Source organism: Silanimonas sp. (genome assembly GCF_027531545.1).
Lineage (GTDB): Bacteria > Pseudomonadota > Gammaproteobacteria > Xanthomonadales > Xanthomonadaceae > Silanimonas.
The window spans coordinates 172,274-186,541 of the sequence record NZ_JAPZSC010000018.1 but is presented as its reverse complement, the minus strand read 5'-3'; the positions used below and the strand labels follow the sequence as shown (position 1 = coordinate 186,541).

Here is a 14,268-nt window from a genome sequence, read left to right as displayed (position 1 = left end):
ATCAGGCGGGACAGCGGCCGTCGCGGCAGCGCCGCGGCAGCCGGAGCCGGCAGAACACCGCGTAGGCACAGGCCAGCGCACGCGAATCGATCACCCATGCGAAACGCCTCGCCCACGGGGCGTAGCGCGGTAGGCGGAGCCAGATCTCGCGGAAGGCCGGCACGCCGATGTGCCACACGCCTTTGGCGTCGCGCGCATGCAGCGTCGCGATCGCGGCCATCGCGTCCAAGCCGACCTCTGCGAGGCGCGCATGCTCATTCGCGGCATCGGTGAAGCGGATCGCTTCGGCCCCCGGTTGCGCGCGGTAGTGCGTCATCTCGCGTCGGCAGGCCGGGCAGCCGCCGTCGAAGAAGACTTCGAGGCTCTCGGAGGAAGGGGCATCCATCGGCGTAGCGTGGTGCAACGCGCGCGCAGCCGCGGTGAAGCCGGTCGAGAACGGTTCGCGGATGCGAATGGCTGCGCGATGCTTCGCGCTCCGGCGACGGTGCCGACGGCCTAATGCGCCCCATGGACAGCCGTGAACCGCCTTCGCTCACCTTCGCCAGCGTGCTCGAGCAGCTCTGGAGCCAGCTCGCCGATGGGCAACGCCTGCGGCACTCGGCTTTCCACCAGGCGGTGCTGGCCACCAGTTCGCCGCGCGGCCCCAGCGCGCGCTACGTGGTGCTGCGCCAGGTCGACCGCGAGCGCGGCGTGCTCGGCTTCCACACCGATCGGCGCAGCGAGAAGTGGGCCGAGCTGGAGCGCGACCCGCGCGTGGCGCTGTGTTTCTACGGGCAGAACATCCAGCTTCGCGCCGAAGGCCGTGCCGTGCTGCATCACGACGACGCGGTGGCGGACCTCGCGTGGAAGCGCACCGGGCTGATGTCGCGGCGCTGCTACCTCGCCGAGGCCGCGCCGGGCACCGCCGCGCCGATGCCGACCAGCGGCCTGCCCGCGCATCTTTCGAAGGACCGTCCGAACGAGGCGGAAAGCGCCGGCGGTCGCGTGAACTTCGCCGTCGTGACGGTGCCGCTACAGCGCATGGAGTGGCTGCACCTCGCGTTCGAGGGCCATCGACGGGCGCGCTTCTCGCGCGTGGGCTTCGGCCCCTGGCGCGGCGAGTGGCTGGTGCCGTGAACGCGGCGCCGCGGCACGGCTGATGCCAGACGGCGCGCTACACTGCGCGTCCTCTTCGAACGGCCTTTCAGCGTGGACGCTGCCGCCCCGGCCCGACGCCCTCCGGGCCTCGTCTTCATCTGGATCACGGTCGCGCTCGACATCCTTGCGATCGGCGTCGTCATTCCGGTGCTGCCGCACCTGATCAAGCAGTTCGTCGGCGGCTCGGTCGAGACCGCGGCGTGGTGGGTGGGCGTGTTCGGCAGCGTCTTCGCGCTGTCGCAGTTCCTCGCTTCGCCCGTGCAGGGCGCACTCTCCGACCGCTTCGGACGCCGCCCGGTCGTGCTGCTGTCGAACCTCGGCCTCGGCCTCGACTTCGTTCTAATGGCCGTGGCGAACACGCTGCCGCTGCTGTTCCTCGGCCGCGTGCTGGCCGGCATCACCTCGGCGTCGATCAGCACCGCCAACGCCTACATCGCCGACATCACGCCCGCGGACAAACGTGCCGGGGCGTTCGGCATGCTTGGCGCGGCCTTCGGCATCGGCTTCGTGCTCGGACCGGCGCTCGGCGGCGTGCTGGGCGAGATCGACGTGCGCCTGCCGTTCTGGTTGGCGGCCGGCCTGTCGTTGGCGAATTTCCTCTACGGCTTCTTCGTGCTGCCGGAGTCGCTGCCGGTGGAGAAGCGCAGTCCGCGCTTCGACGTCCGGCGGGCCAGCCCACTCGGCGCCCTGCGGCTGCTCGCCTCGGCCCCCGGCGTGCTCGGGCTGGCCGGCGTGGTCTTCCTCTCGCAGCTGGCGCACTACGTGTTGCCGAGCGTGTACGTGCTGTACACCGACTACCGCTACGGCTGGAGCGAGCTCGACGTCGGGCTGACGCTCGGCCTCGTGGGCATCTGCAACGCGTTCGTACAGGCCGTGCTGGTGCGGAAACTCGTGCCGCGCATCGGCGAGCGGCGCGCGGTGGGCATCGGGCTGGCCAGCGGCATCGCCGGATTCGCGTGGATGGGCATGGCCCCGACCGGCGCGCTGTTCCTGCTGTCTGTTCCGTTGATGGCACTGTGGGGTCTCGCCGGTCCGGCCACGCAGAGCCTGGTCACGCAGCGCATCGACCCCTCGCTGCAGGGTCGTCTGCAGGGCTCGCTGGCCTCGCTGGTGTCGACGGCAGGCATCTTCGGGCCTTTCCTGTTCACGGCGATCTTCCGTCTGTTCATCGGCGAGCATCCGCCGGCCTACCTGCCGGGTGCGGCCTTCCTGTTCTCGGCGCTGCTGCTCGCTGCCGCATGGGCGCTGGCGCATCGCGCCACGCGCCCGCTTCCGAGCGGAGTGTCGCCGCCGGTCGCGTGACGGCCGGACTTCTCGCCGCGTGAACGCCGCGGGGCCTACGGTGTGAAGCCGTCCCCTGCCGCGTGAAGACTCCCATGAGCGACGAAGCCGATCGCGTCACCCGCACCGATGCCGAGGCGGCCGTCCGCACCCTGCTGCGCTGGGCGGGCGACGACCCGGCACGCGAAGGCCTCGTCGACACGCCGCTGCGCGTGGCGCGCGCCTGGCGCGAATGGTTCAGCGGCTACAGCCTCGACCCGGACGCCTACCTCGCGCGCACCTTCGAGGAAGTCGAGGGTTACGACGAGATGGTGGTGCTCCGCGACATCCCCTTCGAGAGCCACTGCGAGCACCACCTCGCGCCGATCATCGGCAAGGCCCACGTGGGTTACCTGCCGGGCGGCAAGGTGGTCGGCATCAGCAAGCTGGCCCGCGTGGTCGAGGCCTACTCGCGCCGGCTGCAGGTGCAGGAGAAGCTCACCGCCCAGATCGCCGACTGCATCGAGCGCGTGCTTCAGCCGCGCGGTGTCGGCGTGGTGATCGAGGCCAGCCACGAGTGCATGACCACGCGCGGGGTGCACACGCGCGGCGTGAGCATGGTGACCTCGACCATGCGCGGCCTGTTCCGTGACGACGCCCGCACCCGCGCCGAGTTCCTCGCCTTCGTCGAAGTGGGCGGCCATCGCCGCTGAGCGTGGCTAGAATGCGGGCATGGACCTGCCCCTCCGACCCCTGCTGATCGACTGCCGCATCGAGCTCCGAAAGGCGATGCGACAGTTCGACCAATCCGACCTGTGCCACCGCTTGGATACCGCGCTGTCGATGCTGGGCACGGGGATCGGCGTGCCGGCGCCCGGCGCGGAGAAGCCCGATGGCCCGCCGACGCCCAGCGAGCGCACTGGCCAGCAGGTGGCCTATGCGTGGCAGATGGCGGCGCGCAACCTGAAGTCGAGCCACCCGTCGCTGTATGCCGAGCTGCAGAAGGAAGTGCTGCGACTGCTCGACCACGGCATCCCCACCGACGCCAATGCCGAGATCGAGCGCCTGCAGCAGGACCTCGAGGCCGCGGAAGGCGCCGCCGGCGCCGCCAAGCTGGCGCGCATGAAGGCCACCGGCCAGCTCAACACCATCTGCAAGACGCTGGCCGCTGCCGCACCGCATGTCGAGGAAACCGGCGATGCGCAGGCCACGGCGCTGGCGCGTGTCGAAGCGCTGGTGAAGGGGCAGGGCGCGAATCTCGGCAGCGTCGCCGAAGTGATGGCCGGCGCTGCGGATCCCGAGGCGGTGCCGCCGCCCAGCTTCGTGCTGGAAATGGTCAAGGCCGGCGAGCGCCGCTTCAACAAGCCGCAGCGCGAGTTCGCCGTCGCCGAAGCGATGATCGTCACCGGCTGGCAGTACACGCCGGTGGAGCTGCTGGAGCGCGGCGAGAGCTGGTTGGCCGGCCTGCTGCTGAATCCCGACGCCCACGCCTGAGGCGGGCTTGAACGGCACCGCGCCCGGGCTGGTGCAGCGCCTGCAGGACAGCCCGCAGCGGCTTTCCGACAGCATCCGTGCGTCCGCGCTGTGGCTGGCGGTGCTGGATGGCCCGCTCGATGCGCGCGAGTTCCATGAAGTCGGCCTCGCGCTGACGCACGATCCGGAAGGCGTGCCTTTGCATGACATCGCCGAGGCCTTCGCCGCCGATGCGATGCCGAAGGACCTGCCGAAGCTGTTCCGCTTCCTGCGCGGCCAGCGTTCGCCGAAGCGCACCGTCTCGCTGGTCGACCTCTACATCCGCGTCGCCGCTGCCGATGGCCGCATCTCGCAGATCGAGCGCCATGCCTTGATCTTCCTTTCCGACCTGCTCGCCGCACCGGCCTCGCTGCTGCCGGAGCGCTTCGAGGCCTTGCTCGGCCTCGAGTTCGAGGCACCCGCGGACCTGTCCGATCCGGCGTTCTTCGAGGCGGCGGAAGCCGTCGCGCGTGCCCGTGCCGCGCGCCAGAAGGCCCGCGAGGCCGATGCCGGCAAGGCCGCACAGGCCGATGCCGAGCGCCGTGATGCCCTGCTGGTGCTCGGCCTGAAGACGGACGCCACGCCGATCGCGATCAAGGCCGCGTGGCGGAAGCTCTCGCGCCAGCACCATCCCGATCGCCAGCTGCAGGCCGACGAGGCGGCGAAGGCCGCGGCGGCCGAGCGCTTCGACGCGGTACAGAAGGCGTGGAAGCGCCTGCAGGACGACGACGATGCGTGATCTCTACGAGCGACTCGGCTTGGGCTTCGGCGCCGACGAAGCCGCGCTGCGACGGGCGATGGGTGCAACGAAAGACCGCGAGCTCGCGCAGCGCGCGAAGGCCGTGCTGCTGGACGCCGACCGCCGTGCCGCGCACGACGCCGTGTACCTCGTGGCGCGCCGACTTCGCGACTGGCGCGTCGAGCTGCTGATGGAGGACGGCGCCTGGGCGCAGGCGCTGGCCGACAGCGACCTGGTGCGTCCTGATCTGCCGGCGGAACCGCTGGCAACGCCGGCGCCGAAGGCCGGTGCCAAGCGCGCGCCGTGGTGGCGCCGCCTGATGAAGCGCTGAGCCGCCGCCTCCGCTCGCTCAGCCCGCCTCGGCGCTCTTCGGCGCGTTCATTGGCATCACCACCGTGAAGCGCGCGCCCTGGCCGGACCGGCTTTCCACGTCGATGCGACCGCCAAGGCTGCGCTGCACCAGGCTGTAGACGATGTGCAGGCCGAGGCCGCTGCCGCCTTCGCCGAGCTTGGTGGTGAAGAAGGGATCGAAGATCCGCGGCAGGTGCTCGGCCGGGATGCCCACGCCGTCGTCGCTGACGCTCAAGGCCACGTGGTCCGCGTCGTGCTGGCGGGCCACCACGCGCACTTCGCCGGGGCGGTCGCCCAAGCCGTGCAGCAGCGCGTTCAGCACGAGGTTCGTCACCACCTGGCCCAGCGGCCCGGGGTAGCTGTCCATGGCGAGGCCGGGAGCGATGTCGACGACCACCTGGTGCGGCGTCTTCCGCAGCCGGGGCTGCAGCGTGCCGATGATCTCGTCCACCACTTCCGCGAGGTCGAAGCGGCGACGCTGCTCGGAGGTCTGGTCGACCGCCACCTGCTTGAACCGGCCAATCAGCTCGGCGGCGCGCCGCGCGTTGCGGACGATCAGCGCCTGCGCTTCGGCCTGCTGCTCGAGGAAGGTGTCGAGCGTCGAACGCTTGAGTTCCCCGGTGTCCAGCTTGCGCCGCAGTTCTTCGATGCCGTCGCCCAGCGTGGTGGCGACCAGCAGCGCGCTGCCGAGCGGTGTATTGAGCTCGTGGGCGACGCCGGCCACCAGCGAGCCCAGCGAGGCGAGGCGTTCGCTGCGCACCAGTTCGACCTGGGCGCGGCGGAGCTGTTCCACCGTCGCCGAGAGTTCGGCGTTCGAGGCCGCGAGGTCGTGCGTGCGCTCGGCCACGCGCGATTCCAGGGCCTCGTTCAGACGCTGCAGGGCGGCGGTGGCGGCCTTGCGCTCGGTGACGTCGAACAGGCTGGCCAGCAGCAGCGGGGACTCTTCCGGCCCGAAGCGCGTCAGGTGCACCTCGGCGTCGAATTCCGTCCCGTTGGGACGGCGGTGGCGCCAGTCATAGACCTGCGGCTTACCGGCGAGTGCGGCCATGGTGTAAGGCGCGATGGCCTGCTCGGACGGCGTGCCGTCGTACTGCAACGGCGTGGAGACGTCCGTCGCGTTCGTGTTCAGGGTGGCATCGCGGCTGTCCCAGCCATAGATGGCCACCGCCGCCTCGTTGCAATCGACCATGCAGCTCGCGCGCGGGTCGAGCACGATCACCGGCAGGGGCGAGCGCTTGAACAGCACCTCGTTGTACTCCGCCTGCAGCTTGAGGCCGCGCGTCTGCTCATCGAGGCGGTCGAGCATGCGGTTGAATGCCCCGGCAAGGTGGGCGACCTCGTCGTCGCCCTCCACCGGCGCGCGACGGCCCTGCGCATTGCTCGTGTCGATCGATTCCACCACGGCGCTGACGCGCCGGATCGGGCCCGAGATCAGCCGCTCCAGCAAGGCGGCGAGCACCAGCGCGAGGACGGCGCCGACCGCGCCGGCCGCCGCCCAGGTCTCCGCCTGCTCGCGCAGGCGCGCCTCCACGGGCCCGAGGCTGGAGCGGACCGAGAGCGAACCGACGGTCTCGTCGAGCTCGACCGGGACTTCGACCACCAGCGAACCGCCGGGCACCACGCCGGCGGCGCTGCGTGTCTCCGGACAGGCCGTGACGTCGGCGGTGGTGTAGCCGGTGAACAGCCGACCTTCGTTGTCGTACAGGCAGGCGGCTTGCACGTGGGCGATGCCGCTCAGTGCGTCGAGGTTCTCCTGCGCCAGGGACGGATCACCGAAGAGCAGGGCCGCGGCGCTGCGGTTCGCCACCAGCGTCGCCAGCGCCGCCTGCTCCGATCCGAGCGCATCGCGGGCCGCGTCGCGCTCGCTCACCAGCGCGATGGCACCGAAGGTGGTGATCGCCAGCAGCGTGACCGCGCCGATGACGGCCAGCAGCCGCGTCCGGATCGACAGGGTGCGCAGGCCGCGGATCACCGGCCGCCACCGCTGCCGCCGTGCCGCACCTCCGAAACCTCCAGCAGCTTGGCGCTGAAGCGCAGCGGCGAGCGACGGATGCTCGCGAGGTTGACGTGCAGCTTCACGCGGCCGCTGACGGTGACGAGCGCCACCATGCCGCCTTCGCGGGCGAAGGCGGCGTTGCTGGCGACGGTGAGCGTGGCGGGGGCGGCGTTGGCCGTCGCGGCGGCCTCGATCGCCTCCGGCGTGCCGACGCCGAGGTAGGCGATCTGGCAGCGCGGCAGGTCGGCGAGGGCCGATGGGCGAGCGATCTCGATGGGGCGCGTGCCGACGCGCCGTCGGGCCAGGGCGTCCAAGCGGGCGCCGAACGGGTCGGTGCCGAACACGCAGATGCGGAACGCGCCGTCCCCGGAGGGAAAGGCGTCCGGTGGCCAGTCGACGAAGCGGGTGAAGTTGTAGAGGAATGCGGCCTTCAGCGCGTACTCGTCCGCCGCGCCGCTGGCATGGGCGAAGGGCGCCAGCACCAGCGCCAGCAGCATCGCGACGATCGATCGAACCCGGGCCTGCATCATGGCGGGCTCCACGCCACGGACCAGGTGATGCTGCGCGGCACCGCGGTGTTCACCCGCAGGCTCTCGAGGTACTCGACCGCCCGCGGGTCGTTCGCATTGCCGATGGACAGCGCCGTTTCCCAGCCCGGCGACGGGCGCCAGGCCAAGCGCAGGTCGATGCGGTCCTCGCCGGGCAGCACACCGATGCGCGCGGAGTTGGTCGCGCGGTCGGCGTCGCGCCACCAGCGCAGGTCGACATCGATGGTGTCGGCAGGCGACCACTGCAGGTGCACCTGCCCGCTCAGCTCGGGCAGGAAGAAGGCGTCGATGCGGCCGGGTTGGCCGATGAAGCGGTCACGCCCACGGTGCCAGGTCAGCGAGCCATCCACCGACCAGCGCTCCGAGGGCAGCCACTGCGTCACCAGCTCTACACCGTGCACGCGATCCCGCACGCGGGAGCCGGGGGTCGTGGCCAGGTTGGTGTAGCGGCTTTCGAACGCCGTGGCGTCGAGCGAGAGCGCCGGCGACAGCTGCTGGCGCCAGCCCAGCTCGGCCACTTCGACCTGCCAGGGCGCCTGCGAGGGATTGCCGATCACGCAGGTGCCGGCCTCGTAGCGCCGGCAGCCGAAGGCCGGTGCGAGGTTCGCCGGCACGTTGAACAGCGCGCCATCGCGCTCGAGGCGCGTGGACGAGCGCAGGGCCCGCGTCCATCCACCCCAGAACGTGCCGCCGAACCCGGGCTGCCAGCGAAGCCGAACGGTCGGCTGCGTGTCCCAGTCCATGCTGCGGGAATCTTCGACCTTGGCGCCCGCGATCAAGGTCCAGCCGCGGCCGAGGTCGGACTGCGTCTGCGCGAACACGCTGCGCTTGGCATCGGTGCCGATCTGCGGCTCGGCGCCGAAGCACCCGGTGCACGGCGGGGTCGCCGATCGCAGCGGCGTGCGCGTGTCGCTGCGGTAATGGTTGTAGCCGAGGCCCCAGGTCCACGCGTGGCGCCCGAAGGTGCCGCTGTGCTGCAGGTCGAGGTCGAACACCCGCTGCGTGTCGTCGAGCGTCGCGTCGCCGAGGTCGAGCCGTTGCAGGCTGGCGCGCAGCGCCAGCGCCTGGTCGTCGGCGAGGCCGCGGCGCCATTCGCCGGCCGCGTAGTCGAGGTCGAACCAGTTGAGGTTGTCGCGCGGCAACCCGCCGACGAGGCGCTGGTCGACGAACCGGCCCTCGCGGTGGCCGAGCCAGGCCGTGAGTGCGCCGCCTGGGCGGTCCTCGGGGCTGTCGAAACGCAGCATGGCCGTGCGGAACCGGCCCTCGTCGCGGCCTTCCTCGCCCACGGCACGCGGCGCCGTCCACGCGCTCTGCCCGACCGGCGGCAGCAGCCCGGGCGCGGAATCCATCCAGCGCAGGCCGAGCCGCCATGTCCAGTCGCCGAGGCGGTGCCCGGTGCGGGCTTCGGCGAAGCGTTCGATATCCCCTTCGCCGAGGCCCACGGCGATGCGCTGCCCGAGCGTGGCGTCGCTGCGACGGGTGACGATGGAGATGATGCCGTCGACGGCGTTGGCCCCCCACAGCGGGCCACCCGGACCGCGCACCACTTCGATGCGCTCGATCTCGTCGATCGGCAGGTCGAAGGTCTCCCAGCGCACGCCGCCGAAGAGCGGCGTGTAGGCCGGACGGCCGTCGACGAGGAGCAGCATCGTGCTGGTGAAGCGGCTCATCGCGTTGCGGCTGGCGATGGCCCATTTGTTGCCGTCCCATTTGCCGACATGCAGGCCCGGCACCAGACGCAAGGCATCGGGAAGCCGCTGGATGCCGGAGCGGCGCAGGGTGGCCTGGTCGATGACGAAGACCGCGGCCGCGGCATCGGCGCTGCGCTGCTCGCTGCGGCTGGCCACGCTCACCGGCAGCTCAAGCAACTGCGTCAGCTCGAGATCGAGCAATTCGTCGGCGGACGGCTGGGCCTGCGCGGCCGTCGCGGCGAACCCGAGGGCGATCGGCAGCACCCAGCGCGGGCTCACAAGGCGAAACCCTCGCCGTGCTTGGCCAGCCATTCGCCGAGCGATTCGATGGGCAGTGGGGGCGAGAACAGGTAGCCCTGCAGTTCGTCGCAGCCGAGCTCGATCAGGCGTTGGCGCTGCGTCGGCGTTTCGACGCCCTCGGCGATCACCTTCAGGCCCAGCGCTCGGCCGAGCTCGATGATCATCTCGGCGAGGCTGCCGCCGCCGGTATCGGCGTCGAGGCCCATCACGAAGCTGCGGTCGATCTTCAGGCGCTCGGGTGCGAGCTTCTCGAGGCTGGAGAGCGAGGAATAGCCGGTGCCGAAATCGTCGATGGCGACGCAGACGCCGAGCTGCTTCAGCGCCGCGAGCCGCGGCAACACGATGTCCGGCGACTGCATTGCCACGGATTCGGTGATCTCGATCTCGAGCAGTTCCGCCGGCAGCCCGCCGTCGGCGAGCGCCTCGGCCACCATGATCTCGAAGCCGGGCACCAGCAGCTGGCTCATCGAGACGTTGACGGCCATGCGCAGCGGGTGGCCGGCGTCGCGCAGGGCGGCGGCGCGATGGATCGCGCTGCGCATCGCCCAGGCACCGAGGTCTTTGATCAAGCCGGACTGCTCGGCGATCGGGATGAAGCGGTCGGGCGGCACCAGCCGGCCGTCGTCGGAGCGCCAGCGCATCAGGGCCTCGAGGCCGACGGTGCGGCCGCTCCGCGCCTCGACCTGCGGCTGGTACATCAGGAACAGGCGCTGCTGGTCGAAGGCCGCGCGCAGGCCGTGCAGCAGGCGCGTGCGTTCCTTGATCTCGGTGGCGACCTCGTGAGAGTAGAACGCGACCGAGCGATGGCCGGTCTGCTTGGCGCGCTTCAGCGCCGAGTAGCCCATCTTGATGACTTCGCCGCCACTGACGCAGTCGCTCACCAGTTCGACGCCGCCGAACGACGCCGACAGGCCGATCTGCAGGTCCTCGACGTCGAAGGGCTCGTCGAGGCGCTTGGCCCATTCGGCCGGCACCAGCAGGTCGCGCGGGCCGAAGGCGGCGAAGGTGTCGTTGGCGACGCGCGCCACGCGCACGCTGGCGTCGGCCTGGGCCATCAGCCGCTGCGCCACGCCGCGAAGCAGGGCGTCGCCGATGCGGTCGCCGAAGGTTTCGTTGATCTCCGAGAACTGGTCGACGTCGATCAGCAGCAGCCGCTGCGGCGCGTCCGGCGGGGTCTTCAGCGCCGCGTCGATGGTCTCGGCAAGCGCCGAGCGGTTCGGCAGGCGGGTGAGGCCGTCGACGTAGGCGGCATCGCGCAGGCGCTCTACCAGGCGCACACCGTCGGCGGCCACCGTGGTGTTCTGCACGAACATGTCGAACACGCGCGGGTCGTGCGTGGCGGGTAGGTCGTCGGCGCCGAGGAAAGCGACCGCGTCGGCGCCGGTGCGCGACGGCAGGTACACGGCGATGCCGCAGGGGCTGGTGACGGTGCGGCGCGTGCTGAAGGCCAGTTCGATGGCGCGCACTTCCGGTTCGGCGCCGAGCGAATCGAGCCGGCGCCACGACCAGTCGGCGTAGCGGCCCAGCGCGGCGACGACGCGACGGCGCTGGTCCTCGGCTTCATGCACGCGGCGGCCGTCGCTGCAGAACACGGTGTGCGGTGGCAGGCCGTACAGGCCGGCGAGGCGCTCGAGCAGGCCGACGGCGAAGGCCGGCATGGTGTTCGCGGCGAGGAGTTCGGTCTGCGCCTTGAGCAGGTATTCGAGGTCGTTGCGCGTGGCCTCGACGGCCGAGAGCGTATGGTAGCCGCGCAGCGCCGAGGTGAGCACGGTGTACAGGCGCGTGCGCGTCAGCTCGCTCTTGATGCGGTAATCGTTGATGTCGTAATCGCGGATCGCCTGCATCTCCGGCGCGTAGCCAGGTTGGCCGGTGCGCAGGATGATCCGCGGCTTGTGCAGCTGCAGCTCGTTGCGGATGCGCGCGACCAGATCGAGGCCGGCGCTCTCCGATTCCATGACGACGTCGAGCAGGATCACCGCGACGTCGGGATCGGCCCGCAGCAGGTCGTAGGCCTGGGCGCTGGATTCGGCGTGCAGGAAATGCAGCGGGCGCCCGAGGATCTCGACGCCACGCATGGCCATGCAGGTGGCCGCGTAGACATCGGGCTCGTCGTCGACGACGAGGATCGTCCACGCGGCGCGCTCGGGCGAGCCCGGTTCTCCGGCTTCCTGCGCGAACACCAGGCTGTCTTCGCCGGCCTCGGGCCGATCGTGGCTCATGCCATTCCCCAGACGTGCTGCCAGGGGGCATCCCGGCAGCAGCCTAGGATAGCCACGGCCCACAACCGCCGCACAAGCGGCCTCCGGCTCAGGCTGCGCTGCGATCCATGCGCTCGGCGAGCTCGCGCCAGCCTGGCAGGTGGGCCGCCATGCCGCAGCGTTCCAGCCACACCCAGTCCACCGGCCGATCGAAGGCGAGCGACGTGGCCACGTGGACGGCACCGACGACGCCGAACCCGCCCCCCGACAGGCGCGGAGTGCGCTGCCAGGCCACGGCCTGCTGGAGGAGGCTCGGAAGCTGCCACAGGCCCATCAGGTAGGCCGCCGCCTCGTCCTGCACCGGGGGCACCGAGGGCAGGGCCGGCACCTCGCCCTCGTCGAGCTCGGGAAGCATCTCGCTGATGCCGGCCAGCAGCGCGGCGGTGGCGGCGACATCGGGGTCGATCCGCGGCGCCATCAGCCGCGGGGCCAGCCAGGCCGCCAGCAGGCTGCGCTGGCGCACGCGCTCGGCGCGCGCCGCTTCCGGGCCGCTGAACGCGTACAGCTCGGCCGCCAGCACCAGGTTGCGGGTGGTCTTCAGGCCAAGGCGGGCCACCGCGAACGGAATGCTGGCGATCTGTCGGCCGGCGCCGTACATCGCCGAGTTGGCGATCTGCAGAACCCGCGCGCCCAGTGCCGGGTCGGCCATCACCTGTTCGGCAATCGTCGAGATCTCGACGTTCGGGTCTTCGAGCGCCTTGCAGATCGCCATGTACAGCCGTGGCGCGCCGGGCAGGCGCGTGAGGGCGCCCACCTGGGCCCGCAGCGCTGGTCGATCGAGCCCTTGCGCGAGCTGGGCGTAGGCCACCAGCGCCTCGGCGATGGCTTCAACCGGGTCGGAGGCGGAAAGCAGGCCGTGGGCCAGCGCCTGCAGTCGCGGCTCGATCCCGTCGTGCTCGGTGGTGCCGATCACCAGACGCGCCGTTTGCGGCGCGGTGTAGAGCTGATGGCGGAGCAGGCCCTCCGCATCGTCGAGGCTGGTGTCGACGACGATGGCGTCGGCGGCGTGCTGTTCCAGCACCTGGCGCGACTCCTCGGGGCGGGCGTAGGACAGCACCTGCCAGTCGTAGCCCCGGGACAACAGCGCATCGGCGACGGCGCCGGGGCGGTTCGGATCGGGCGTGGCGAAGAAAACACGCATGGTGGAGCGTCGGGCCTTTTATCGCTTTTGACGAAGGGTAGCGGCAGGACTCCGCCGATTCCGGGGATGCATCACGCTTGGTGCCCTCGCCAGCGTGCGCCGCGTCACATCTTGCGCAATCGCCATGACGTTACCGAGCGCGAAGGGCATCGCATGGCCTCTGTTACAGTCCAAACACGTCTCTCCGAGCCGCATTCCCGCTTGAGCGCTCCTGCTGCGACCCCCGATGACGCGCCGCTGCGCCTGCTCTTCGCCGGTGCGGATGTCAGCGTGGCTGCCGCACTCGTCGAGGCCTTGGGCGACCGGATCGTCCTGCAGGTCGCCGGTGCCAGCGACGAAGCCCTCGCCCTCGTCCGTCGCGAAGCCTTCGAGGCGGTGCTGGTGCAGCCGCGGCTGGGTCAGGGTTCGGGTAACGCGCTCCTCGGCGTCCTGAAGCGCGAAGCGCCGAAGCTGGTGCGCTGCCTCGTGCTCGACGACGGGCGCGATGCACCGGGCCTCGCCGCGCTCGAGAACCTGCACCGAATCCTCTACCAGCCGCTCGATGCCGAAGCGCTGCTTTCTGGACTGAAATCGCTGCTCGCGCTGCGGCGGCGACTGGAAAGCCCCTTGCTGGCGGAGGCGATCGGCCGCATCGGCCGGCTGCCGCCGCCCCCGGCGCTGTCGCTCGACCTGATGCGCCGCACGGAGGACCTCGACGTCGCCGCGCGCGATGTCGCCGCGCTGGTCGAAAGCGACCCGACACTGGCGGCGAAGGTGCTGCGCCTGTGCAATTCGGCGATGTACAGCGGCGGCCGCCGCATCGATAACGTCCACAGCGCCGTGGTGTGGCTGGGCAACCTCAGCCTTCGCCGGCTGGTAATGGCTGGCGAGATCTTCGGCGCCACCCGCCCGAAGGCCGAGCCGGAGGCGCTCGACCGTCTCCGCGACACCAGCCTGCGCGCCTCGCGACTGGCGGCCCGCCTGCTGCCGGGCCCGCAATCCGACCTCGCCGCCACCGCCGCGCTGCTGGCCGGCGTCGGCCGCCTGCTGCCTCAGGTCCGCGTGCCGTGGGCGCCGCAGCCCGGAGAGGCGGCGGATTGGCCGACCTACGCCGAGGCCGGCGCCTACTTGCTCGCCCTGTGGGGTCTTCCGGAGACGCTGGTCGAGGCGGTCGCGCAACACGCCACGCCCATGGGGGCAGCGGAACATGGGCTGGGCGTCGTCGGCGCCTCCCACGTGGCCTGGGCCCTGCTGGGCGAAGTGCCGCTCGACGAGGCCTGGGTCGAGGCGCAAGGCCTCGCCGACCAGCGCGACGGCTGGCAGGCGCTGGGCGCCGAACTCCGCGGCGAGGGCTGA

Annotated in this window: 13 protein-coding genes; 7 read left to right on the top strand and 6 right to left on the bottom strand. The window is 71.3% G+C overall.

Annotated features, from left to right (window positions below):
* Window position 1 precedes the first annotated feature (1 nt).
* Complete coding sequence (locus tag O9280_RS12090) at window positions 2–385, bottom strand: DUF393 domain-containing protein (RefSeq protein ID WP_298342975.1); 384 nt, start codon at window positions 383–385, stop codon at window positions 2–4.
* Between the two features lie 122 nt (window positions 386–507).
* Here O9280_RS12090 and O9280_RS12085 point away from each other — a divergent pair, with 122 nt between their 5' ends.
* The 6 genes from O9280_RS12085 to O9280_RS12060 all read left to right on the top strand — a co-directional run bounded on the left by O9280_RS12085 (window position 508) and on the right by O9280_RS12060 (window position 4,979).
* On the top strand, window positions 508–1,116 hold the full coding sequence (locus tag O9280_RS12085) for a pyridoxamine 5'-phosphate oxidase family protein (RefSeq protein WP_298342973.1): 609 nt from the start codon (window positions 508–510) through the stop codon (window positions 1,114–1,116).
* A gap of 72 nt (window positions 1,117–1,188) precedes the next feature.
* A complete protein-coding gene (locus O9280_RS12080; RefSeq protein WP_298342970.1) occupies window positions 1,189–2,439 on the top strand; it encodes a TCR/Tet family MFS transporter in 1,251 nt (416 codons plus the stop codon).
* A gap of 74 nt (window positions 2,440–2,513) precedes the next feature.
* The gene (gene folE / locus O9280_RS12075) at window positions 2,514–3,110 is read left to right on the top strand and encodes a GTP cyclohydrolase I FolE (protein ID WP_298342968.1); all 597 of its coding nucleotides are present in this window, start codon (window positions 2,514–2,516) and stop codon (window positions 3,108–3,110) included.
* A gap of 19 nt (window positions 3,111–3,129) precedes the next feature.
* Window positions 3,130–3,891, top strand: a complete 762-nt coding sequence (locus O9280_RS12070; protein WP_298342965.1) for a hypothetical protein — start codon at window positions 3,130–3,132, stop codon at window positions 3,889–3,891.
* 7 nt (window positions 3,892–3,898) lie between these two features.
* Window positions 3,899–4,648 (top strand): J domain-containing protein, encoded by a 750-nt coding sequence (locus O9280_RS12065; protein WP_298342961.1) that lies wholly within the window; start codon window positions 3,899–3,901, stop codon window positions 4,646–4,648.
* Entirely contained in the window at window positions 4,641–4,979 is a 339-nt protein-coding gene (locus tag O9280_RS12060; protein ID WP_298342958.1) for a hypothetical protein, read from the top strand. The genes O9280_RS12065 and O9280_RS12060 overlap by 8 nt, the downstream gene beginning before the upstream one ends.
* A gap of 18 nt (window positions 4,980–4,997) precedes the next feature.
* On the opposite strand, the gene O9280_RS12055 is transcribed toward O9280_RS12060, so the two are convergent.
* The 5 genes from O9280_RS12055 to O9280_RS12035 all read right to left on the bottom strand — a co-directional run bounded on the left by O9280_RS12055 (window position 4,998) and on the right by O9280_RS12035 (window position 12,933).
* A complete protein-coding gene (locus O9280_RS12055) occupies window positions 4,998–6,971 on the bottom strand; it encodes an ATP-binding protein (protein WP_298342955.1) in 1,974 nt (657 codons plus the stop codon).
* Complete coding sequence (locus tag O9280_RS12050) at window positions 6,968–7,525, bottom strand: YfiR family protein (RefSeq protein ID WP_298342952.1); 558 nt, start codon at window positions 7,523–7,525, stop codon at window positions 6,968–6,970. The genes O9280_RS12055 and O9280_RS12050 overlap by 4 nt, the downstream gene beginning before the upstream one ends.
* Window positions 7,522–9,513, bottom strand: a complete 1,992-nt coding sequence (locus tag O9280_RS12045) for a TonB-dependent receptor (RefSeq protein ID WP_298342947.1) — start codon at window positions 9,511–9,513, stop codon at window positions 7,522–7,524. Before O9280_RS12045 ends, O9280_RS12050 begins: the two co-directional genes overlap by 4 nt.
* Window positions 9,510–11,753, bottom strand: a complete 2,244-nt coding sequence (locus O9280_RS12040; protein WP_298342944.1) for an EAL domain-containing protein — start codon at window positions 11,751–11,753, stop codon at window positions 9,510–9,512. Before O9280_RS12040 ends, O9280_RS12045 begins: the two co-directional genes overlap by 4 nt.
* Window positions 11,754–11,841: 88 nt before the next feature.
* Window positions 11,842–12,933, bottom strand: coding sequence for an HDOD domain-containing protein (locus O9280_RS12035; protein ID WP_298342941.1), 1,092 nt, complete (start codon window positions 12,931–12,933; stop codon window positions 11,842–11,844).
* A gap of 201 nt (window positions 12,934–13,134) precedes the next feature.
* On the opposite strand from O9280_RS12035, the gene O9280_RS12030 reads away from it, so the two are divergent.
* Window positions 13,135–14,268: an HDOD domain-containing protein gene (locus tag O9280_RS12030; protein ID WP_298342939.1), complete on the top strand. Its 1,134-nt coding sequence runs from the start codon at window positions 13,135–13,137 to the stop codon at window positions 14,266–14,268.